The 22,316-nt window shown below is 67.1% G+C and carries 16 protein-coding genes and 2 pseudogenes; 7 read left to right on the top strand and 11 right to left on the bottom strand.

Features of this window, described 5'->3' with window-relative positions; translation table 11 throughout:
• Window positions 1–20: 20 nt before the first annotated feature.
• The 5 genes and pseudogenes from OG906_RS39890 to OG906_RS43795 form a co-directional block, all read right to left on the bottom strand.
• Entirely contained in the window at window positions 21–1,028 is a 1,008-nt protein-coding gene (locus tag OG906_RS39890) for a ParB/RepB/Spo0J family partition protein (RefSeq protein WP_329449127.1), read from the bottom strand.
• Window positions 1,025–2,179 carry a ParA family protein gene (locus OG906_RS39885; RefSeq protein WP_329449126.1) on the bottom strand — a complete coding sequence of 385 codons (1,155 nt, stop codon included), beginning with the start codon at window positions 2,177–2,179 and terminating at the stop codon, window positions 1,025–1,027. Before OG906_RS39885 ends, OG906_RS39890 begins: the two co-directional genes overlap by 4 nt.
• Before the next feature lie 123 nt (window positions 2,180–2,302).
• A pseudogene (locus OG906_RS39880) lies at window positions 2,303–2,587 on the bottom strand (restriction endonuclease); the annotation flags it as partial.
• 73 nt (window positions 2,588–2,660) lie between these two features.
• Window positions 2,661–4,421 carry a group II intron reverse transcriptase/maturase gene (gene ltrA / locus OG906_RS39875; RefSeq protein ID WP_329448937.1) on the bottom strand — a complete coding sequence of 587 codons (1,761 nt, stop codon included), beginning with the start codon at window positions 4,419–4,421 and terminating at the stop codon, window positions 2,661–2,663.
• A gap of 671 nt (window positions 4,422–5,092) precedes the next feature.
• Window positions 5,093–5,257: pseudogene (locus tag OG906_RS43795) on the bottom strand (restriction endonuclease); the annotation flags it as partial.
• Window positions 5,258–6,166: 909 nt separating this feature from the next.
• On the opposite strand from OG906_RS43795, the gene OG906_RS39865 reads away from it, so the two are divergent.
• The 6 genes from OG906_RS39865 (at window position 6,167) to OG906_RS39840 (ending at window position 13,222) form a co-directional block, all read left to right on the top strand.
• Window positions 6,167–6,919 (top strand): TnsA-like heteromeric transposase endonuclease subunit, encoded by a 753-nt coding sequence (locus OG906_RS39865; protein WP_329449124.1) that lies wholly within the window; start codon window positions 6,167–6,169, stop codon window positions 6,917–6,919.
• A complete protein-coding gene (locus tag OG906_RS39860) occupies window positions 6,919–8,982 on the top strand; it encodes a Mu transposase C-terminal domain-containing protein (RefSeq protein WP_443067504.1) in 2,064 nt (687 codons plus the stop codon). The genes OG906_RS39865 and OG906_RS39860 overlap by 1 nt, the downstream gene beginning before the upstream one ends.
• The gene (locus tag OG906_RS39855) at window positions 8,979–10,013 is read left to right on the top strand and encodes a TniB family NTP-binding protein (protein ID WP_443067503.1); all 1,035 of its coding nucleotides are present in this window, start codon (window positions 8,979–8,981) and stop codon (window positions 10,011–10,013) included. The genes OG906_RS39860 and OG906_RS39855 overlap by 4 nt, the downstream gene beginning before the upstream one ends.
• Window positions 10,010–10,648 (top strand): hypothetical protein, encoded by a 639-nt coding sequence (locus OG906_RS39850; protein WP_329449122.1) that lies wholly within the window; start codon window positions 10,010–10,012, stop codon window positions 10,646–10,648. Before OG906_RS39855 ends, OG906_RS39850 begins: the two co-directional genes overlap by 4 nt.
• 1,008 nt (window positions 10,649–11,656) lie before the next feature.
• Window positions 11,657–12,259: a hypothetical protein gene (locus OG906_RS39845; protein ID WP_329449121.1), complete on the top strand. Its 603-nt coding sequence runs from the start codon at window positions 11,657–11,659 to the stop codon at window positions 12,257–12,259.
• 57 nt (window positions 12,260–12,316) lie between these two features.
• Window positions 12,317–13,222 carry a hypothetical protein gene (locus OG906_RS39840; RefSeq protein ID WP_329449120.1) on the top strand — a complete coding sequence of 302 codons (906 nt, stop codon included), beginning with the start codon at window positions 12,317–12,319 and terminating at the stop codon, window positions 13,220–13,222.
• A gap of 163 nt (window positions 13,223–13,385) precedes the next feature.
• On the opposite strand, the gene OG906_RS39835 is transcribed toward OG906_RS39840, so the two are convergent.
• From OG906_RS39835 to OG906_RS39825, 3 genes are read right to left on the bottom strand one after another with little or no spacing between them, the layout of a single operon-like run.
• Window positions 13,386–15,794 carry a DEAD/DEAH box helicase gene (locus tag OG906_RS39835; RefSeq protein WP_329449119.1) on the bottom strand — a complete coding sequence of 803 codons (2,409 nt, stop codon included), beginning with the start codon at window positions 15,792–15,794 and terminating at the stop codon, window positions 13,386–13,388.
• Window positions 15,791–16,039, bottom strand: a complete 249-nt coding sequence (locus OG906_RS39830) for a hypothetical protein (RefSeq protein ID WP_329449118.1) — start codon at window positions 16,037–16,039, stop codon at window positions 15,791–15,793. The genes OG906_RS39835 and OG906_RS39830 overlap by 4 nt, the downstream gene beginning before the upstream one ends.
• Window positions 16,036–16,185 (bottom strand): hypothetical protein, encoded by a 150-nt coding sequence (locus OG906_RS39825; RefSeq protein ID WP_329449117.1) that lies wholly within the window; start codon window positions 16,183–16,185, stop codon window positions 16,036–16,038. The genes OG906_RS39830 and OG906_RS39825 overlap by 4 nt, the downstream gene beginning before the upstream one ends.
• 494 nt (window positions 16,186–16,679) lie before the next feature.
• On the opposite strand from OG906_RS39825, the gene OG906_RS39820 reads away from it, so the two are divergent.
• On the top strand, window positions 16,680–17,477 hold the full coding sequence (locus OG906_RS39820; protein ID WP_329449116.1) for a hypothetical protein: 798 nt from the start codon (window positions 16,680–16,682) through the stop codon (window positions 17,475–17,477).
• Window positions 17,478–18,383: 906 nt separating this feature from the next.
• On the opposite strand, the gene OG906_RS39815 is transcribed toward OG906_RS39820, so the two are convergent.
• From OG906_RS39815 to dnaB, 3 genes are read right to left on the bottom strand one after another with little or no spacing between them, the layout of a single operon-like run.
• The gene (locus tag OG906_RS39815) at window positions 18,384–18,635 is read right to left on the bottom strand and encodes a hypothetical protein (protein ID WP_329449115.1); all 252 of its coding nucleotides are present in this window, start codon (window positions 18,633–18,635) and stop codon (window positions 18,384–18,386) included.
• Window positions 18,632–20,845 (bottom strand): Mucin-19, encoded by a 2,214-nt coding sequence (locus OG906_RS39810; RefSeq protein WP_329449114.1) that lies wholly within the window; start codon window positions 20,843–20,845, stop codon window positions 18,632–18,634. Before OG906_RS39810 ends, OG906_RS39815 begins: the two co-directional genes overlap by 4 nt.
• 10 nt (window positions 20,846–20,855) lie before the next feature.
• A complete protein-coding gene (gene dnaB, locus OG906_RS39805) occupies window positions 20,856–22,298 on the bottom strand; it encodes a replicative DNA helicase (RefSeq protein ID WP_329449113.1) in 1,443 nt (480 codons plus the stop codon).
• Window positions 22,299–22,316: the final 18 nt, after the last annotated feature.

Below are 22,316 nucleotides of genomic sequence, written 5' to 3'. Positions count from 1 at the left end.
AACGGTGTAGAGCCTGCCGGTCAGTCATCGATGAGCATTTCTGCCAGCGCGAGACGGGCGTCGCGTTTCATGTGTGAACGGAGTGCACGTGCAAGAGCCTGAAGATCGACGCCTTGGACCAGGGCGTTCCGGATGCTTTCAAAGACGAGGGCCGAGCCGTCCGGCGTGATTACCGGGTAATCAGTGGCCGTCTCCCCCGGGGTCGATGCAGTTGCCGAAGCGGCCGGTGCAGTGGGCTTCAGGGCCGCCGGCGAAGCCCCGCCACTGATTACCGGGTAATCGCCTGCCTCGGCAGGCGCGGGGATGCGGGGCTTCCGCTGGGCCCTCTCCAAACGCTCGGCTTCGGCGCGCTGGTCGGCGACCCGACGCTGTTCCTCAGGTGCCACCTTCGCGAGACCCCGGACATGCCGCAGCAACCGGCGCCCCCCTTCCAAGTCGGCCTGAAGCTCAGGTGTGAGTTCCAGGAGCGACAGCCTCTGCGAGATGTACCCCTGCGACCTGCCGATCCGTCGCGCCGTCTCGTGCTGTGAGCCGTGAAACTCCACCAGGTTCTTGAGAGCCTGGGCCTCTTCCAGATCGGTCATCGCCTCTCGTTGGCAGTTGGCGACGAAGCTGGCTTCGAGGAGCGCCTTGTCCGTCGTCGCCAAGGCGTCGTCGACGAAGACCTTGATCTGCGGGAGCCCCGCGATTCGGGCTGCGGCCAGGCGTCGGTTTCCATCGACGACGACGTGAGTGGCTCCGGCAGGAATCTCAGGCTCGCGTGTAGGACGGTCACGCAGGTAGGCATCGACACTGGCCACGGTGATCGCCGCGACCTGTCCGGTGTGGGTCAGACTGGCAGCCAGACTGTCGAGGTCCGTCAGCCCGTCACGGGGGTTGTCCGGGTTGGCGCACACTTGATCGAGGGGGAGTGACGTCGGGACCCCGTCGCCGGTGACGTTGTCGATCAGATTCCGACGTGTACTACGTGCGACGCCGGCTCGCCGGAAGGCCGTGCCCTCCCCGATCTGTTCGCTCTTGCTGGTCACGAGATCCTCCTGGCGATGGTGCGCATCGTTTCCGCTTGTTCACTGTCTGGGGCGTACGAGAGCAGGGGTTGCTTGGCGCGGGCCGCTTCACGCTGTTCCTTGAGGTCTCCGATGACCGCGAGGAGGGGCGGGTCCTCCATCCGTTCCCACTGATCGAGCGAGGAGGTCGCGACGAAGCCGCGGCGGCTTTCGTAGAGGTTGACCACGATTCCCAGGTACTCCAGGTCTAGAGCAAGGTCCTCCGCCAGCGATTCGATCTGCTCGCTCAGCATGGTGAAGGCGGTGGCGGAGCTGTCTTCAGCCTGCACCGGTACGACGACCCCTGACACACCGACGGCTTCACCGTCGCGTCGACGGCCGTAGTACAGGGCCGCGTCCATGCTCGTTCCGAGGCTTGGGGGACAGTCGATCACCACCACGTCGAAGTCAGGCTCCAAGGGACGAAGTACGCGCTCCAGTGCCGGTTCCTTCGTGCGCAGCTTCGACAGCGCGAGCATGGTGTCGAGGAGGAATCCGTCCTGACTGGCGGGCAGAACGACGAGCCTGCCGCCGAAGTGCGTCTGCGGCATGGTGACCAACAGGTCCGAGATGGGGCCGTCGTTGGTGTTCACCATGTGCTTCGCGAGGCTGTCGCGGTCCTTGTCCACGGGAATGGGTTCGAGGCCAAGCTGATCGGTGAGGTGCCCCTGCGGGTCGTAGTCGACCAGCAGAACGCGCTTTCCTTGCTCGGCGTAGGCCTGAGCGATTCCTGCTGAGACAGCAGTCTTCCCAACGCCGCCCTTCTGGTTGCAGACGACCTTTCGTTGGGGGATGTCGGTGGCTGCTCGCGCCGAGTCGGCGGGGTGGGCGAGAAGCCACGCGCGAACTGCCTGTGCCAACCCCTGGACCAGGGTGATGCCGGACGCTCCACACACAGCGCGGACCTGGTCCCAGGTTCCCTGTGGCAGAAAAGTGGCGAAGGGGACTGATCCCGTGGTGGGTACCGGTGAGCGGGGGCCGTCGGCTGCCATCCAGATGTTGAGTCCCTCCAGCACTGCGTCCTGGATGTCGCATCCGACCATCGCAGCACGGACCTTGAGGTCTTGCCGCATGGAGGCTGGCAGTTTGGAGACTACTTTCTCCCGGTCTACAGGGGTGCCTTGAGTGCTCATGCGCCAACCTTACTAACTGGGATCCCTTCAGCGTGATCCGGTGTCAATTCGCGGTGTGTCGCCCGTGAAGTCTGGGTTGTGGGTAAATGCACTTCACCGTCAAAATCGAGTTGCCGTTGTCCATCAGGAGCGGAGACGACGAGGCGTTTCCTCCGAGGGACGGACCCGCCGGGGCGGCGGAAGCTGGGGGAGGAGTGCCCAGAGTGGGGACGAGCCTCCAGCCCACCGGTCCAGGAGGACACGGTCGACCAGGTGAAGCCGTTGGCTTCGGGCGAACTCCCTTGCAGGCTTGGTGAACCTGCCGTTGGTGACGAGGACGACGACATCGCCCCCGTGCACGGGACGTCCGGTGCCGTTGAGGACATGAAGGTCTGGCGTGCCAACGGCCGCTCCGGCAGCCCCGTCGCGGTCGGGTAGGTCCGGCGCATCGCTGCGCCGGACCCCCCTCAGAACCGTGCGTGCGCCTCTCAACGCACACGGCTCAAGCGGGCTGCGAGGCCCGCGCAATAGGTGTCCTACGGTTGCCCCGGGCGTGGAGTTCCCGATGGCAGTCTGCGTGAATCAGCTCCAGATTCAACCTGTCGTTTGAGCCGCCGTCACGTCGGTACACGATGTGGTGCACGTGTAGTTGTTTCGCCGAGGCTGAGAACCATTGGACCCACTCACGTACGTCCTGCGGTTCGAACTCGGCGCCTTCGATCAGGTCCAGCCCACACCTCGGGCAGAGTCCCTTCTGCCGCACCGCCAGCCCGATGTTTCGCTTTCCGTCAGCATCAGGATGTTTGCGACGTCGGGATCTGCTGGCCCAGTATGCAGACAAACTCGGGTCGTCCTTGGAGGCCCGGCCCGTGACCAGCTTATGTCTTACAATTTTGGTCCAACTGAACTTGATGAGGTATGCGCCGGTCTTGCGATCGCCGAATACCCATCTGTCTCGCCTGTGAAGGTTGAATTCCCCCCAATAGTGGGCGATCCTCCATAGTCGCCCCTTATTTCGGTGTCTTCGCATGGCCCACATCCAGAGTCGCTGGAAAACGTAGGAATCCAGCGTTGCGAAGATGTTACTGGAGACGACTCCCCGGTAGTAGGTAGCCCATCCTCGGATAGTTGGGTTGAGCTTGCCGATTAGGGCTATGGTCTCCCAACCGTCCATACTTCGGATGCGTTCCTTGAGAGTCCGGATGAGTCGTTTAACGGCGTCTCGACTCGGCCGAATGATCACCTTCCCGTTGCGCATGCGCTGGATGTTGAACCCGAGGAAGTCGAATCCTTCACTGAGGTGGACCACTCGGGTCTTTTCCTCATTAAAGGCCAGACCCTTGGGCTCAAGCCACTTGGAAAGGCGTTCTTTCACCATTAGTGCTTCTTCCTTCGTCACACAGAGCGCGACGAAGTCGTCAGCGTACCGAATCAAAGTTGGGGCAGTCGGATCGGTACGAGTTACCCTTTCCGTTGCTCCTGCCGCTTCTGTCATTCCGTGTAGAGCGATGTTCAGGAGAAGGGGACTGATCACACCTCCTTGGGGCGTCCCCTCATCGGTTGCCGTTAGCTTCTGGTTCTCCATCACTCCGGCTCTCAACCATCGGCGGATCATTTCCCGTCCGGGGAACGATCCGATGGCCGCAAGGAGGCGTTCATGATCAATGCGGTCAAAGGCCGCTGCCAGGTCCGCGTCCAGTACCCACAGCCGTTTCGTACGTTTTCCCGAGGTGACTGTGTGGATGGTACTGATGGCGTCGTGGCAACTCCGCCCTGGGCGGAAGCCGTAGCTTCTCGCTTCGAAGCGAGCCTCCCACTCAGGTTCCAGGGCATTCTTCGCTCTGGCCTGGTTCACTCGATCCCTGATAACCGGGATTCCTAGAGGGCGCATTTTGCCGCTTGACTTCGGAATGTATACACGCTTGACGGGCTTGGCATCGAGACCCCTGTCGGAAGTGAGCTCCTTGGTGAGGCGCCGTCGTTCCAAAGCGGTAAGAGCGGTCTCGCCATCAATGCCCGCCGTCCTCTTCCCATGGCTCTTCTGCGTCACTCGCCGCACACTTACGGCGAGGTTTGAGTGCGAACGCAGCATGAGCTTTTGAAGGTTTCGTACCTTCTTGAGGTCACCTTCTTGCGCGGCTCTAAAGATGCGCTGTCGAAGTCGCCTTACGTTCTCCTCGGCCTTCGCCCATTCGGATCTGGGTGACCGGCCGTTCACGTTCGAGGGTCCGTTCGCCGCCTCTGGCGACAGTCGAGTTGCCATTGACATGCCGGCTGCCGCTTCCCTTCGGTATCTAACTTGCGCCTCGATGCAGACTGCTTGCAGTTTCTCTTTTTCTGCCTACCTGATCCGCGTGGGCTCCCTTTCGGGCTCAGGCATATGCCTGATATCCGCCGAGTTATAGCCGGGGCTGAAGGTGACCATTTCCGGCGTTTCCTCTGGACTTTCGTCTTGGCGGCTTTCGCTTCTCGGATCATCCTTTCCCGCAAAGGAGTTAGGTCTTCGTTACCTCCGACTTACCGCAGTTCGCGGACCTTTACGGGGTTTCCACGTTCCGCACTATTCAGATGCGGCCTGGTTAGGACGCCCCCTCTGCACCGAGTCCCGTGGTGATCTCGTGGTCGTTTCGTCGCCTTCCACGCACGCGGCGGTTTCCACCGCCAGGACTTACCATCGCGCTTCGGTGGTTCCTCGTCGGCGCGAAGTTGCATTAACGATGCGTTGCAACAGGGATTCACTCTCGTTCGTCCTTCCGGCCTTCCCCTTCACCTGTTCCCCGCGACGAGACAGGGGCTTGGGCTTTTCCAGTTCGGCTTAGGACAACCCCGTTGCCAGGGATGCCCCCGAATGTGGGGACCGACATTGATCACTTGCCGGGGGCGGAGCCTCCCTCCTTATCTCCGCCCGCTGAGTAGTGCGACTTCGTGTCGCACGCGGTGCTTGCACTGGATTACCCAGCGCCGGCCTGCCGGGTCGGTCCCCTTGACGTCGGCGCCGTTGTCGCCTGCGCCGCCCACCCGGACAGCGTCGAGAACTCCGTCGCGGCGCATCAGGTCCCGTACGGCTTCCTCGAACTGCCTGTGGTGCAGGCCGTCCAGAAAGCGGATGTCCCAGCCCTCCGGTCGCCGACGCCGGGCGGCCCACCCGGAGGCACCACGACGCGCGGCCTTCACTAGCAGCAGCGTCAAAGCTCCGCCGGCCAGGACCGCGACGGTGACGGCGGCGATGTCGGCGCCGTAGAGCTGAAGCCCCTGCCGGATCTGCGGGACGAGGACGGACGTGAACGCGGCGATCGCGAGGAGGCCGGCGGTATCGCCGGTAGGCCCTCCCCGGCGGCGGTGTACGGAGCGGCGCCCTCGTCCTGGCCGTCGCCGAGGAGTGCGGGGCTGGTTTCGACGTCCGGGCATGGACGGGCCTTCCTGAAGCAGGTCGTGGCGCGCACCGGCCACGGTGGGCTGGCGGGGGAGCGTCGCCTCCCACCAGATGGTGGGGATCGCCATCCACTTTCCTCATGGCGGCTTGCCCGAAGGCTTGCCCAGTCCCCGAAGGGACGAGGGCGGGGGCTTGCCCACCGGAAGTGTCCGTAGTGCACGTGGCCGCCTCGACGCGCGCCGCCCGTATCACTGCGGCCGCTTCACCACCCGGGTCCCCCATTTCCCGTAGCCGGAGGGCGACTCGGCAACCGAAAAGGCCACCAGAGGCCGCCTGCGGACCTCTCAGGCGATCACAGGTCGATCCATACCGGGTAGGCCGAGTTCGTCGACTGGAGGGCCCATTCTTGGCGTCGCTTTTTTCAATATGCGTAAATTGCCGGGTTGAGGCGCCGGATGTCCCGTCTCATCGAACTTGGAGCGGATGTCACCGAAGGTGGACGAACCACGGTTTCGTCTCATCCAAGTTTGAGTGACCGTTCACACGGGCGAGGGGTTTCGCCATCTGACACGCAGCTTCGCGCCGGCACTGGGGAGCCTGATCTTTCAACGAGAGGCACGGGGCGGCAGGGGTGTATGGCGGGAGAGCTTGCGGATACGTGCGTGCAGTCTGCGCTTGATGCGTTCGAGCTGCGCTTCTACGAGGGCGGCGTACAGGTTCGCCGCTCTTTGAGAGTCAGCTGGAACGCGTGCTTCGAGAGGGTAGATCCGGTGCGCGCGTTTCACTGGTCCAAGGGCGGTGGGAGCTACGCGGGGTGGCACTGGTCGGCGACAACTGGTGGCCACGTTGGGTACGAGTCGTGGCTGGAGCGGGACCGGTTGATCCTCCTCGATGCGGATCCGGACGTGAAAGGGATCGCCTCGCAACCGTTCTGGCTGCACTGGCATGGTGGCTCACGCAAGCGCCGGCATGCTCCGGACTACTTTGTGCGGCTCGCGGACGGCCGCTGCCGGGTCGTCGACGTCCGCGCCAGTGATCAGATAGACGAGACAACCGCCGATGCCTTCGAGGCAACAGAGCGGGCATGTCGGGCGGTGGGCTGGGAGTTCGTACGTGTCGGTGTGCCGGATCCCGTGCTGATGGCGAACATGCGATGGCTGTCGCGCTACCGCAGGAGCCGGTGCGGTCGTCGGCCCGAGCTCGCTGAACGGCTGGTCAGCATCTTTCAGGAGCCGGCTCCACTGCTGGCGGGGGCCGCGCGGGCAGGTGATCTGCTCTTGGTGCTGCCGGTGTTGTTTCACCTGTTGTGGAACCGCACGCTGGTGACGGATGTGACTTCTCAGCTTCTGGCAGCTGACAGCTTCGTGCAGGCCGTGAGGGGGGAGTAGTGGGACGGTTGGCACGAACGACGGGACTCGGGGTCGGTGAACGGGTGCGGTTCGAAGGCCAGGTCCGGATGGTCCTGGCCTTCTCGGGCCGCTCGGTCCATCTCTCGGACCTCGGCCGCGAGCCTCGGGCGGTTGACCTGACCGTGCTGTTCGGAGATGCGGATTTCGAGGTCATCGATAGTCCCGGTCGGATGCCCCTGCCACCGGTATCCCTGCTGGAGACACTGCCGCAGTCGGTGCTGGAGAAGGCCTTGTGGTGGGAGGGCCACATTCTGGAGGTCCTGCACGGGGTGCCGGCGGACGCCCCGCTGGGCACGGAGCCGAACCCGGAGTACCTCCTGACCCGGTCGCTCACTATGCGGGAAGGGGCCAAGGCCGCCGAGCTGACGGCCGCAGGACACACGGTGAGCGCGAGCACGGTCGGCAAGCGGCGTCGCCGCTACGAGACGAACGGGGTGCTCGGCCTGGCTGATCACCGTTCGGTCCGCAGGACACCCAGGTATGGAGCCGTGGACGAGGCGGTGGTCACGGCGATGAAGCAGGCAGTCAGCGAAGCAGTGGACGCCTCCACCCGCACGGGCACGTTCCTTTTGTGGCGGACCGGCGAGATTCTCAGGAACAGTGAGGAGGGTCGGACGGCCTCACTGCCGTCCCGCTCGACGCTCTACCGACTGCTCATCAAACTCACCGCGGGCACCCACATCACCGGCTCCGCCGTGACCCGCAGGTCACGGGCCCATGGGGCGTCAGCTCCGTTCAGCGAACTGCCGGCTTTCGCGCCTGGTGAGGTCATGCAGATCGACTCGACCCCGCTGGACGTGCTGGTCCGCCTCGACGACAGCACCTCGGGCAAGGTCGAGCTCACCGGCATGATCGATGTCGCAACGCGAACGGTGACCGCAGCCGTGCTGCGGCCCACCACAAAATCGGTGGATGCCAGCGTGTTGCTGGCCCGCACCGTCACGCCGGAGGTGATGAGACCCGGCTGGATCGACGCCCTGCGGATGTCGCGTTCGGTGCTGCCGCACCAGCGGTTGCTGAGTATCGACCAGCGTCTGGAGCACGCGGCTGCACGGCCGGTGATCGTGCCGGAGATGATCGTCTGTGATCACGGCAAGGCCTTCGTCTCCCGCAACTTCCTCGCCTCCTGCCGGTTCCTTGAGATCGACGTTCAGCCTGCTCACAAGGGTTCGCCCTTCGAGAAGGGCCACATCGAGAAGATGCTGAACTCCGTGGGCACTCTGTTCACTCAGTTCCTCTCGGGCTTCACGGGGCGCAACACCGATCGCCGCGGCCGTCACCTGGACAGCAAGCCGCTGTGGTCTGTGCTGGAGCTCCAGGAGTTGCTGGACGAGTGGCTCGTCGCCCACTGGCAGAACCGGCAGCATGATGGGCTGCGCGATCCGTCCCACCCGGGCAGGTCGTTCACGCCGAACGAGAAGTATGCGGCCCTCGTCGAGGCCTGCGGTTACGTTCCGGTCGCGCTCAGCAGTGACGACTACGTCGAACTCCTGCCGGCCGTCTGGCGGGTGGTCAACGACTACGGGATCAAGATCAAGCGCCGCACCTACGACAGCCCTGAGCTGACCCCGTTCCGGCGGCAGCACTCGGGGGTTGCAGCGAAGAAGGGGCTCTGGGAGGTCCATCACGACCCCTACGACGTGTCCCGAATCTGGGTACGCAACCATCACGCCGACGGACAGTGGATCCAGGCCACGTGGAAGCACCTGCGCCGGACCCCTGTCCCGTTCGGGGAGCTGGCCTGGGACCACGCCAGCCAAGGCCTGCCCGAGACCACGGAATCTGAGATTGCTGACGCGGTTTCCGCTCTCCTGGCCAGGGCCCATGCCGGACCCGGTCAGCCCTCCAGGCCGAAGCACACCGCGCGGGAGCGGCGGGTCGCCGCTCGCACACGCGCTGCGGGCCCCAGCACCTCCATTCCCCAGCCGACGCCAGCACCGCCCGAGAAGCCCGAAGCGGGCTCGGGTCAGGACGAGGCGCTCGCCGAGGTAATTCCTCTGGGCTTGTTTGATCCACTCGAAGACCCGTGGAGGCGAAGGTGACCCATCCCAGCCCTGGCATTGCGCAGGAGAATGTGGACGAGGCCGAGTTTCACCTGACCACCCGTGAAGGCTGGCGCCGCTTCACCGCCGAACAGCCGACCCCTCCGCGGCTGCTGACCCCGGCCGAGCACGAGGCCCTGTCGGGCTCCGAGCGGGAGATCGACTACGAAGTCCGGCTCGATCACCACGCCCGGCTGATGGTGGTTGCGACCTCGACCGTCCGCCATACCGTGACCTGCGGGCGCCGCCTGGTGCTGCTGAACCGGCACGCGATCAGTGCTCGCCGCGGGCTGATCGTCTCCGGGCCTGCCGGGACGGGCAAGACCATCGCCATCACCCAACTCGGACGCTCCCACGAGCTCCTGGACCGCGCCCGCAACCCACACGGCGCCGACCGGATCCCGGTCGTCTACATCACTGTTCCGCCCGCTGCGACCGCCCGCATGGTCGCTGCCGAGTTCGCTCGCTTCCTCGGCCTCCCCGTCCGCCGGCGCTCGAACATCACCGACCTCATCGAGGCCGTCGTCGGCGTCTGCACCACCACCCGCACCGGCCTCGTCCTCGTCGACGAGCTGCACAACATCTCGCTGACCAGCCAAAACGGCGCCGATGTCGCCGACACGCTCAAGTACTTCTCTGAGCGCATCCCCGCGACCTTCATCTATGCCGGCATCAACATCGAGCACAGCAACTTGCTCTCCGGCACTCGCGGAGCCCAGATCGCCGGCCGCTTCACACTCCTCCCCACCCACGCCTTCCCTTACGGCAAGGAGTGGCAGGGCCTGGTCGCTACCCTGGAGAGCACCCTCCTCTTGCAGCGGCACCGTCCCGGCACGTTGGTCGGACTCGATCGCTACCTGCACGATCGCACCGGCGGCATGATCGGGGCTCTCTCCCACGCCATCCGCGGAGCTGCCATCGACGCGATCCTCACCGGCACCGAGAAGATCACGAAGTCCTCCCTCGAAGCGGTCCCCCTGGACCACTCGGCGCAGAGCGCTTCAGCGGCCAAGTCAACGGCCAGGCGATGACACCCCCGCAGCCCGACATCGCGAAGCTCCCCGTCAACGTCCGCCCGCAACTCGGCGAGACCATCGACTCCTACATCCGGCGCCTCGCCCGGGCCAACCACCTCAAGCCCAGCTACCTTCATTGCTTCCTCTGCGGACCCCCCTTCTGGCAGGGGAAACCCCACATCGAACGGCTTGCTGCTGTCTCCGGACGCTCTGCAGAAGCCCTGCAAAACGCACTCTCGGACGCCACCTCCCCCCGAGACCGGGTCAAGCCGAACCCCGGATCCCTCCGGCACCACCAACATGAAGCCCTCAACCGGCATGGCGCTGACCTGGCCGTCCTCATCCAGCACGACGCTCTGGACGCCAGCATGCCCATCCGAGTCATCTCCGAGGAATGGGAAGTCCCAAAATGGCTCGTCCGCCGCGTGCTAACCCCCTCGATCTTCCCCGAGCTCAGCACCCGCCGACGACGCAATGCCCTCGACACGGAGACAAAGAAGCTGGTCACCGACATGATCGTCAAGGGGATGGGCGCCACCGAGATCTGGACCGAACTCATGGACACCCACAGCGTCTCGACATCGCTGGCGCTCCTACAGATCCAGATCCGGGCCACAACCCCACAGCACACAGACCCGCAGACATCCTGAAGTGGATCACTCCAACTTCGATGACACTCGCTTCAACTTCGATGAGACAGGACACCGGACGGATGTCCTGCGTCACCGAACCTTGATCGTGTGCCATCGAGCCTTGACCGGCTGCGAGTTTGTGTCATCGAAGTCTGCTCACGCCTGGTCAGATCCGGCGAAGCCGGATCAGGCGCCGAAGCGCGTACCTGGGAGCTGCGATACCGAGAGGCGGGACGAGACGGCGCTGGTGACGGGACGAACGTAGGATTGCGATCATGACTCGTTCGGCGGAGTGGAGTTGACCAGCCGTGATGCCCCCGTACTGCACGATCTGCCACGCGTCACCCACGGATCAGGACTACGAGACTTTCACGCTCGTGTACTTCCGTGCGATAGCACCACCTCTCGATCACGAGGGGCATCCCGAGAACGCCCTCTGGTTCTGCAAGGGTCACGTCCGGTATACCGAGGGCAAGACCCACATGAGCGCCATCCTGGCCATGGTCCACATACGCGCGGCGATCCGACGCAACGCCCCGAATCCCTGGCCACTCACCAGCATGCCCTGAGCCCCATGCCTTCGCCCCAGATTCGCGGGGCGCGGGTGCCGAACAGTTGTCAGGCGGAAGACGGTAGTCTCACGCCGCCGCAGCCGTGGGGCCCGCCGGCTCGGCAGCAAGTTGGCCGGCCACTGGGCAGCGTCGGGTGCGACGCCGTGCGCGGCGGCCCCCGCTCTCCTCAGATGACGAGCTCTTCGCGCCGCTCGGTCTCGCAGCTTGACCACATGATCAAACTTCGATGACACACGCTCAAGGTTGGGTGACACGGGACAGTTGACCTGTCCCACCGGAGTTGGTGCCCAGGTGTCCCGTCTCAGGCGATCTGGCCCCTGTACAGATGATCTGGACCGATTCGCCCTGTCTCAGATGATCTTGAATGGTCAGGTGCCCGGCTCTCTGGTCTCGCTCACAGCCTGACTATGGTGGCGGTCGTGGAGACCTCCGATTCGCCCTTGGCGATACGTGCATGCTGGCTCTCGTGGATCCGGTCCATGGCGCCAACCAGGCCGATCTTGTCGCGCAACTTGGCCTCAGGAACGTGCGTGAGACAACCTGGGCACACGGTGTCGATCTCATCGCCGAGGTTGCGCACAGCGGCGAGGAGCGATTCTCAACAACCGTGATCACCCCAGCAATCGAGGGGTGGACCTTGATCGTTGGGGCGTGGTGCGGGCTTCCCTATCTGACGCGCACCGACCTCGTCACGAACCTGTGCCAACAGCTGAGCTCGGAATTTGGACGAGCTCAGGCCTACTTCCATAGCGAGCAGAACGACGGCGAGGCGTGGCTGATCGCCGAAGGCAGCGCCGTCATCAGGCGGTGGATCGCCGAATACCCTGAGCTGGCAATGGGCGAGCCCTTTGGCGTCGCGCGCCGCCTTCTGGATGCGTTCGGCATCCCGGGCAAGCCTGAAGACCTCGACCCCGAAGATGACCTGACCAGCAGTTGTGCGGCTACTTGGGGCGACTGCGACGCGCCTACCGTCGCTGCGGAATCGAGCCTCGACCCCGAGCAGATCGGGCCGGACACCGGTGCATCCGGAATCGTCCTCGTCGCTGACACGGTTTGAGGGGGGTTGGCGCATGATGGCCTCGCCGGGTTCGGCTGATCTGAAAGGATCCTCGGCATGCTGATCAACCAGGGCTCGACGGCCCGCCTCGATGACACAGCTCCGTGGAACCGCCTGTACGAGCAGGCTTCCGAGAAGCAGAACGACCTCCTCTCGGAGGTGCGTACCGCGGTCGACCACGGCATGGACGATCCCGTGGACTCGATCGAGATGGCCTGCACCGCGGCGGAGACCGCCGGGGCCGTGGTCCGGGCCCTGGAGAGCCCGTGGGCCCTCTACACCCCGCAGGACGCCGCGACGGTCGCGTCGGCGCTTTTCGTCCAACTCCAGCACAGCGCCGACGCGTTCTTGGAGCTGCGTCGGTCGGTCGGACGGATCGTGGAACGCGGTGAGGCCGACTTGGTTGCGCCGGCCGCCGGGAAGCCGGCGAACCTGGGCGACGCCTTGGAAACGCTGCAGGCGCTGTCCGACACGCTCCACGGTCTCGTCGCCCGGCATGCCTCCACCACGGTGCGAGCCCTTGAAGCGGCCCCCGGCTCGGCCTTGGTTCCGACCGATAGCCACCAGACCATGGCGGCCGTGGCTGCCCTGCTCGCCGGGCAGCACGACGGGAAGGTGGCGCTGAACACGCGCCACGAGGACGGCGACTACGACCCGCAGGACGACGACAGTTGTGGGTGTGGCTGCGACGTCACGATCCTCGACGCCGATGAGGAGTACAACTTCCACCGCGGCGACTCGGAGTGGTCGGTGACCAGGGCATCGGACGGCCGGGACTTGACCGACGGCTCCACCGTCTTCGGCACCTGGGAAACCTTGAGCACATCCCTGAAGACCGCCCACCCGCAGCAACTCGCCGACGACGTCCTGCACGTCATCGCGACCGACCGGCAGACAGCCGCCGAGGCGGCCGATGGCCGGTGGGCGGAGCGCGCACGCGCTGCCCAGCGCCGGAACGGCTGACAGCCGGTAGGTGCCAGGTGCGGCTCTGAAGCGCCTCAGTAGACCGCGCCCTGCGCCGGCGGCGGGTGACTCTCATTCATCCCGGCACAGCATGGCGGTCTCCGTGAGCAGGGAGACCGCCCTCTTTCCACGCCCGCGCGTGCCCCCCGGGCACTGCTCTCCTCTACGACCAGCGCATGCCCAGGGCCGACAGCTCCTCGACACGCTGTGCCGACAACTTCCCGGCCCTGGCCCGCTGCTGGCTGATCCACGCCCCGAGCCGCACGGCCTCGCCGTCGACCTCCTCGGTGTGACTGCGTGGTACGTCGAGGGTTCCGATACGGGCGCGGTACTGGGCAGCCGCCCGCAGGTTGTGCGCCCACATCTCCTCCCGGGTCCGCTTGGCGGGGGCGGGGGCCGGCGTGATGCCGAGCGTGGTGAGCATCGTCTGCTGCTTCCCCGACAGCATCCCGAATTCCTTGCGTTGCGCGGCGGCCCAGCGGCCGAGGCCCTCGCCGTCCTCGACGAGGATGCCGGCCCCGAGCGAGCCGCCCGTGCTTACGTGATGCCGGGCGAGGCGGAAAGCCCGCTGCCAGTCGATGCTCCACTCGGGGCACCAGTCCGGGTCGATCTCCGCGAGGGCGGTGCGGCGCTCGGCGGAGAGCGGCGCCTTCGTTCGGCGGGCGGCCGCGCGCTGGTTCTTGAGCCAGCGGCCGACGGGGTATCCGTCGAGGTCCGCGTCCACGGGGGCGGCCAGGCCGACACTGGATTCGGCGGCCCAGGCGGCGGCCGCTGCCAGGCCCTCGTCGAAGCGTGCGTCGAAGAGGTTCCAGAGCATGCCGAGCTTCTCCAGCTGCACGACGCGGCCGCCGTCGAGGTTGCCGGCTTTGTAGTGGCGGCGGCAGTCGGCGATCCAGACGCCGAGCGGGAAGCCGGCGGGGGACCAGTCGTTGGGGGTCCGGAGGCCGTACGGGACGCGGAGGTCCTCGTGTTCGGCGCGGTAGCGCTGGGCGGCCTGGAGTCCGCGACGCCACTGCACTCGCTCGGGGTTGAGGACTCGCAACTGGACGAAGCTGGCCAGCTGGTGGGCGTCGCGGGGCTTCGAGAACCGCAGGAGCTCGCGGGCCGGGGCGCTCACGGTGGTCTGCTCGTCGTCCGGGGCGCCGTCGCGGTCGGCGGGCCCGGGCCCGGGGGTGTCGGTGCGTGCGGGGTGCGGGTTGCCCGGGTTGGTGAGTTGCTCGATGCGGGCGTCGTGGGCGCGCAGCGCGGCGAGGAGCTTGGCCAGGCCCGCGTACGCGGGGGAGGTGAGCATCGACTCCGTGGACTCGCCGGTGGCGAGGAAGGCCGGCACGAGGAGGGTGGCCATCTTGCCCTCGCCGGGGTGCATCCGCAGGGCGCGGCCGACGGCCTGAACCAGGTCCGGCATCGAGCCGCGCACGTCGCAGAAGATCACGCCCTCGCATTCCCGGGTGTCGACGCCCTCGCCGAGGACCTTCACGCTGGCGATGAGGGAGAGCCGGGCGTCTTGTCCGCTGTCGGTCAGGCCAGCCGCGAACTGGGTGAGGACGTTGCGCCGGTGGGCCGGCTTGTGCTCGCCGTGCAGCCACTGCGCCCAGACACCGGTGTCCTCGGAGGGCGCCGGTTCGTCGTCCTGGTGGCGGAGGTCGCGGGCTTTTTCGGGCAGGCCGACGGCGAATGCCTCGGCCTCGGACACCCGCTGGTGGAAGCTGAGGACCCGGCGCAGGCCTTCTTCCTCGGCGGCCTTGAGGGTGGCCGCCTGGAGGGCGCCGAGCCGCAGCCCGCGTACGGCGTCGGAGTCCTGGCCGGCGGCCAGCGTCGCAGCGTTCAGTTGGTGGTCTTGCACGTCCACGACCACTACCTGGTACGGCGCGACGATTCCGGCCTCGATCGCGGTGTCCAGCGGCAGGCGGTAGGCGACGCGGCCGAACAGGCCGTCGGGGTCGTCGGTCATGGAGGCGACGAGTTCTTCGCCGTCCTCGTCGTCGCCGTCGCCCGCGGCCCAGATGCGGGGGGTGGCGGTCATGTAGAGGCGCGCGGCGGCCGGGATGCGGGCGTTGTCGTGGACGACGGCCCAGGGCTTGCCCGCCCGGCCGCTGGTGCGGTGCGCCTCGTCCACCACGATCAGGCCCCAGGGTGACAGGCCGCTTTCGTGGGCGGCTTCCAGGATCCCGTTGCCGAGGGAGGCGTACGTCGCGAAGACGATGACGCTCCCGTGCGCGGTGAGCCGTACCAGGGTGTGGGGGTCGGTGGTGTGCGGGAAGCCGGTCTCGTGGGAGTCGAGAGAGGACACCCCGACGAAGGCGCCGGTGCTGCCGCCGTCCCGCCAGGCGCGGGCGGTCTGGTCGAGGAGGTCCAGGGAGGGGACCAGGACCAGGACGCGGTCCCCGCCGACCTGTTCGGCGGCTTGTACGGCGACGAGGGTCTTGCCGCTGCCCGTGGCCATGATGACCTGGGTGCGCAGGCCGCCGGCCGGGGCCTCGGCGGGGGAGCGGGGGGTGAGTTCCTCGACCGCGCGGGCCAGGGCCTCGCGCTGGTGAGGGCGCAGCGGAGGAGCGGTGCGGGTGTCGGTCATGGGCTCGCCTTGCTCTCGGGTTCCGGGCCCTGGGGCCGGGTGGCGGTCGGGGTGGAGGAGCGCTGGGCGTGATCGGGGCAGAAGTCGCGGCCGTCGCGCAGCCTGCGCCATCCGCGTGCGCGCAGCCAGGCTCGGAGCGCCCGGTGGTGGGGCATCAGGACCGGGGCGTACCACTCCTGGTCGCAGTCGGAGTCGGTCTCGTCGGTGAAGTCGCAGCGGATGGTCGGGATGTTTCCGGCGCTCACGGTCGTACGTTCCGTTCGGCCCAGATGGCGTACTCCTGGCGGACGTAACCGCGAGGGTCGGCTGCCCAAGTGGGGTCGTCGACGGCGCGTGGGCCGCTGGTCGTGCCGTTCGCGGCGTCGTAGGTCATCAGCTTGGCGATGGTCACCTGGACCGGGGTCTGGACCTTGCCGTCGCTCGGGTCGGCGTTCAGGGTCTGCTGGTCGGTTAGGGCGGCGTGGCGCAGCAGCCAGTCTCGGTCGCTGATCCGTCCGGAGCGACGCAGTCGCAGGATTTCCTCGGTCTCCTGCTGGACGTGCGGGGCGTTGAGGTAGGCGGTTTCGGGGGAGGGCGGAGGGTGCTCATCTACTGATCCATTCGTTGCGATTCACGGGCTCGATGTGACTCAGGTGCAGGCGCCGGTGTGCGTCACGGGAATCGCTCCGATCGGGCTCGGGACGAGGAGGACCTGTCGGCCTCAATGGTCTGCGCGGAGCGATGACGCTCACCCCAGTATGCATCCATCTCAAATGCATTTCAATGAGATGCGTGCGCTGGATGTCGGGGGTGGCCGATCGGGGTTCCGCCACCAGCCACCGGAGAAGTCTGGGGTCTATCCGGTTCTCGGCTGCGGAGCCCAACACGTCCCCTACGCTGCACGCCATGACGACTACGGAACCGGGCCGGATAGCCCGGTGGCGCGCCCGGCGGGCCGAGCGAGTTGCGCGCCTGGCCAACGCTGGCAGGCTCACCCCCGGGGCCCGCGGCATCCTCGGCACCATGGGTATCAGCATGGTCGGCACTGGGGGATTCGCCGTCTTCCTTACCGAAGTTGAAGCCGGCCCCACGGCTCTCATAACGATCGGAGGCCTACTGGTCGTACTCGCCACCATGGGCCGACGAATCTCCAGCATGAACCTCACCGACGGCGCCTTCGAGTTCGAGCAGCACGTCAGGGAGGAGCTCGACCAGGCGCAGGACGACAGTGAACGTGTCCGAATCGCCAGCAACGCAGTTGCCGAACGGCCCCGCATCCAGAACATCCCTGACATCGCGGCCACCTCCGAGCACGCTTACCAGAGCGTGCTCGGGAAACGCCTCATCGCCCACTTCGGCGATCGGGTCGAGGTGGAAAGCTGGCTTGACGATGAGCACGGCCGCGCCGACTTCGTGGTCGCTGCGGGCAGCAAGAGCGTCATCATCGAAACGGCCTTCGGCAATCCGACCAGGGTGATGGACAGAGACAGACTGTTCAAGCACATCAGGCCGCGCTTCCTCATGACGGACCACGCGGACGCCATCGTGATCGTGAGCAACATGTTGGAACCCGGCCTTCAGGACCTCAATGCAGCCCGTAACTGGGCCGCGAGAGGAAACAAGGCCTTCTCCTACGTCCGATGGACGACCGACATTGATACGGCCGGTCTAATCAGGTCCGTCGAGGCTCATCTTCAGAGCTGACTCCCGACCGGCGACTCACAAGTGCGCCTATTTGACGGCCCCGTTGAGGAGAAGACAGGCAGTTGGTGCCCTGCCCCGGAGCGCACGCTCCGGGGCAGGGCACCTCAGTCCTGGGACTTCCAGGCACGGATCTCCAGCCCGACGATCGGTGTGCCGGGCTCGATCTTGTCGTTGTCGACGAGCCACTTCTGCACGGCGGCCGCGACGTCACCGCCAGCCGCGTCGACCAGTGCCTTGAATTCGGCGCCTTCGAACCCTTCCTCGCCCGAGCCCGGGCCGCCGCGGTTGTCGGCGTAGGCCCGCTCCTCGGTTCCATCGCGGCGTTGGACGACGTTGCGGCGGACGCCGGGGAGTCCGCCCGGCGTCCGGCATCGTGCTTGAAGGATCCCTTACGAGCCCGGACGGTGAAGGCGATCCGTCCGCCGTTGGCGGCCGCGTCGTCGACCACCGGCCGGAGCCGACCGGCGCCGGAGGCGATGTGCTGCTTGCCGGCTTTGGCCAGGGACGAGGACCAGGCCTTGACCGGCCTCCCGTCGGCGCCGGTGACCGTCTTCCCCTTGGCGTCCTTGACCGTGCGCTCCGCCCTCACCCGCGACTTCCCGCGTACGCGGGCCTTGTAGCCCTCGCGGTTCAGCCGCGGTTGGACATGTCCGGCGGCCAGGGCCTTGAGGCTCGCGAGGTCCCGGGGGCCGCCGGCCTGCACCTCCTGGACCACGGCCCGCAGCGCCTCCACCATCGACGCGCCCTTGTTCTGCGTGAAGAATTGCGAGACCAGCGACGGATTGCGGCCGAGGATCTCGCCGACCTGTTTCCGGCTGAACCCGGCCCGCTCCAGCTCCGAGGTGAGCCGCGCGGCTTCGTTGCGCTGTGCTCCCCGGCCGCCCGCCGGCCTCCTCCTGCGCGGCGTCACGCGGCCGCCTCCTCGTCCTCGTCGTCACACTCGTGGTCGGCGTACACCGGACTGTCGTCCTCGAACTGGCCGTCGCCCTCGTCGCCGCAGCCGTGACAGCGCCACTCGGCGCTCCACACCACCACGCCCTCGCGGCCGCAGTCGTGACCGGAGTCGACGGTGTCCGCGTCCTCCCACACGGCCTCGCCCGAGGCGCCGCAGGCCGGGTGCTCCCACTGGCCACCCCAGCCCACGTCGGTGCTGCTCACATGCCCTCCGATTCGTAGGCCTGGCGACCCAGCTCCTGTAGGACGTAGAAGTCCGCGTCCGTGCGCGGGGCGGGCTGCTCCCAGGCCATGCGGCCCTTGAGCAGGTAGTCGCCCGGCTCCCCGCCGTACTCCCAGTCGACCGGCGCCGCGGTGTAGATGGCGTCGGTCCGGAACGCCAAGATGCTCCCCGCGGGAAGGTGCAGTGCGCCGGCCTTCATGGGCTTCCCCGTCTGCGGGTCCTTCGAGCTGGTGTTCACCGACAGCAGGGCCGCCCGGGCCGCCGACCACACCCCGGCCGCCCACTCGGGATGGGCGTACTGGTCGCGCGCGAACCCCTGGTTGCGCTCCCAGGTGACGTGGGTGTCCGAGATGCCGGTCAGTCGCGCACCGTCCGGCAGATCGGGCACCTCGCCGCCGGCGCCCAGCTCCAGCGAGCCGGTCGTGATCCGCGGCCGCTGTGCGAACGTGCCGATGCCGTAGAGAAGGATGGCGCGCACCGCGCGGGAGGCCAGGCGGCAGGCCTGCTTCTGCTTCTCGTCGCCGTGGATTTCGGCGGTGGCCCGCAGGGACTGCCAAGCGTCGCGCAGTTTGGTGCTCCAGCTCTTGAGCGGGTCGCCGGACTCCCACAGCAGGCCGTCGAGGATCTCGATCCGCCACGGCGCGATCGGGTTGCGCAGCGCGAGGTTGATTTCGGCGCCGCCCGCCCAGGTGGTGAAGCTCCGGCCGCCTTCGTACGGGTAGTGCCAGGCCCGCTCGCCGGGGGCCGGGGCCGGGAGCAGCCCGACGTGATTCCAGTCCTTGGGGATCGTCACCCGCACCTGCCAGTGCGACGGCGCGAACAGCGCGTTCGTCTGCTCCTTCTGGGTCATGGCCGCGAAGGTCGCGGCGGTGACCCGACGCGGTACGCCGACACCGGACGCCCAGGTGTGCTTGGCGTACGCGAAGGTCCGGTCGACCTCGTACCAGCCGGGCACCCGCTCTGGTACGCGCGGCGGCGCGATCAGCTCGGTCCGCCCCTGCCCGGCGGTGGCGTGGAGCAGGCCGCGGATCTCCTGCGACATCACGGGGAAGCCGTCCGCCCACTTCGCGCCAGGCTTGGTCGGGATCGTCCGCGACCACAGGTCGCGGCCGGTCTGCGACGGCGAGCCCATGAGGACCACGTCGTCGAAGTGCGGGCGCAGAGCCTTCCACAGCTCGACGAACGCGGCGCGTACCGTCGCGGGGTCGGCGCCCTCGGGGTCGAACCACTCGCCGATCGAACGGATTTCCGTGTGCTGGTCGCCGCGCTGCCAGCGTCCGACCGGGTTGCGGGGGTGGACCAGGTGGCCGGCCTGCCGGTCCTTGCCTCGCGAGGCCTCGACCGTCCAGCCCTCCGGGGGCCCTGCGTTCAGCCAGGCGGCGACGGCGTCCTTCAGGAACTCGTGCCGCTCCGCGCCCTTGTGCCAGGGGTCGCCCGCAGTGATGTAGATCCGCTCGATGGTGGCCGGGGCCTGTGCGTAGACCGCGGTGAGAATCTCCGCCACCGAGGCCCGGCCGAGGTCGAGACGGACGGTGCCGCCCTGCCACACCAGGACGCCGGTCGCGGTGTCGAGGAACGCCATCCCCCGTGCATCCTGCTTGAAGTTCGGCCGCTTCGACGCGAGGTCGGGTTCGGCGCGGAACCAGGCGTCACCCTCGGCACCAGCCGGAATCGAGGGCAGGACGCGCTCACCCTCCCCAACCCCCGCGGCAGCGGGCGCCGGAGCGACGTCGGCCTGCTCGGTTTCGGCGAGCACCTCCAGGCGGGAGGTGCCGTCGAGGGGCGCCGCGCCGAGGCGAGCGACGGTTCCGGAGGGCTCGACGGTTTGCGGCTCATCCGGCTTCGGCGGCGCGGCCATTTCCTTGATCGGCTCTGCGGGCTCCTGAACGGCCTGCTGATCAACGGTGGCGGTTCCGGTCACGGAAGGCGCCGCAGGCGCCCCAGGGGCGGCCTGGGGGGCCAGAGAGGGCACCAGGGCCACGATGTCGATCACACCGAGGCCTGCGGCCGTCGCGATCCGGTCGGAGGTTGCCTTCGCGTACCGGCCGAGCTCGCGGATCTTCTCGGCTCGGCGGTCGCGCAGCTTGGCGACCTTGGCCTGGAGCTGGGTCAGCTCGCGCTCCAGAGGCTTCAGTTCGTCGCGGACGGCCCTCAGTTCACCGAGGCCGGCCGAGTAGTCCTTGTTGTCCATCTGGTCCCCCTCAGGTGTTGGCCATGTCGACGAAACGCGACATGTAGAGCTGCTGCGCCACTGTGATCGTTGCGGTCGGCCCGTTGCGGTGCTTGCCGACGATGATGTCGACCTCGCCGGCCCGCGGGCTTTCCTTCTCGTAGGCGTCGTCGCGGTACAGCAGGATGACCATGTCCGCGTCCTGCTCGATCGAGCCGGACTCACGCAGGTCCGAGACCTGGGGCCTCTTGTCCGCCCGCATCTCCGGCCCGCGGTTGAGCTGTGACAGCAGGATGATCGGCAAGTGGAGTTCCTTCGCCAGCAGCTTGAGGCTCCGCGAGATGTGACTGACTTCCTGCTCGCGGTTGTCGTGGCGCTTGCCGCCGCTTTCGACCAGCTGCGCATAGTCGATGATGATCTCGGCGAGGTCGGGGATGCGGGTCTTGAGCCGACGGCACTTCGCCTGGATCTCGGCCAGTGAGCGCGCGCTTTCGTTGATGTAGAACGGTGCCTCGCTGTACCGCTGGGCGGCTACGGCCAGCTTCGTCCATCCCGTCTCGTCGAGCGTGCCCGAGCGCAGGTGATGGAGGGGGACGTCCCCTTCCGCTGAAAGAGCGCGCATGTTCAACTCGTCGATGCTCATCTCCAGCGTGATGAACGCCGCCGGGCGGCCGGCGGCGGGAATGGGCTGCCGGTTCTTCCCGCGCGGCATCGTGCACGCTCGCGCGAAATCCATGGCCAGCGTGGACTTGCCCATGCCGGGCCGGGCGGCCACCACGATGATCTGGCCCGGCTGGAAGCCGTTCGTCAGGGAGTCGAGGTCGGTAAAGCCGGTCGTTACCCCGGTGAGCTCGGCGCCCGACTCGGCTGCCTGAATCATGTCGAGGGTGCCTTCGAGGGTGTTGCCCGGGGTGAAGAAGTCGTCCTGCCGGTCGCGTCCTTCGGTCACCGCGGCGATCTCAGCGGCGGCGCTGGCGGTGATCTCGTCGAGCTCGCCGACGCCCTCGTATCCCATCTGGACGATCTTCGTGCCTGCGGCCACCAGCCTGCGCAGGACGGCCCTCTCGCGGACGATCTCGGCGTAGTACTCGGCGTTCGCCGAAGTCGGTACGGCCTGCACCAGGGTGTGCAGGTAGGAAGCACCGCCGATCTTGGCGAGGTCGCCGGACTTCAGGAGGGCGTCGGCAAGGGTGAGGGGGTCGACCGGGTCCTTGGCGGCCAGTTCCAGGATTGCCCGGTAGATCGTCTGATGGGCCGGTCGGTAGAAGTCGTCGGCGGCCAACAGGTTGGAGACGTCGGTGATGGCGGTCTTCGACAGGATCATGCTGCCGAGGACCGACCGCTCTGCCTCCAGATCCTGGGGCGGAAGCCGGTCGAAGGCCTGGCGGTCGGGCTGCTTGTGTGCGGAACGGAAGGTGGGCTTGATGTACGGCCCGTCCTCCGTCGGCGGCGCATCAAGTGGGACACTGGTCATGGATCTCTTCCTGTCAGG

It is taken from the genome of Streptomyces sp. NBC_01426 (assembly GCF_036231985.1).
Taxonomy (GTDB): Bacteria; Actinomycetota; Actinomycetes; order Streptomycetales; family Streptomycetaceae; genus Streptomyces.
The sequence above is the reverse complement of the archived record's forward strand: the minus strand, read 5'-3'. Positions and strand labels throughout refer to the sequence as shown.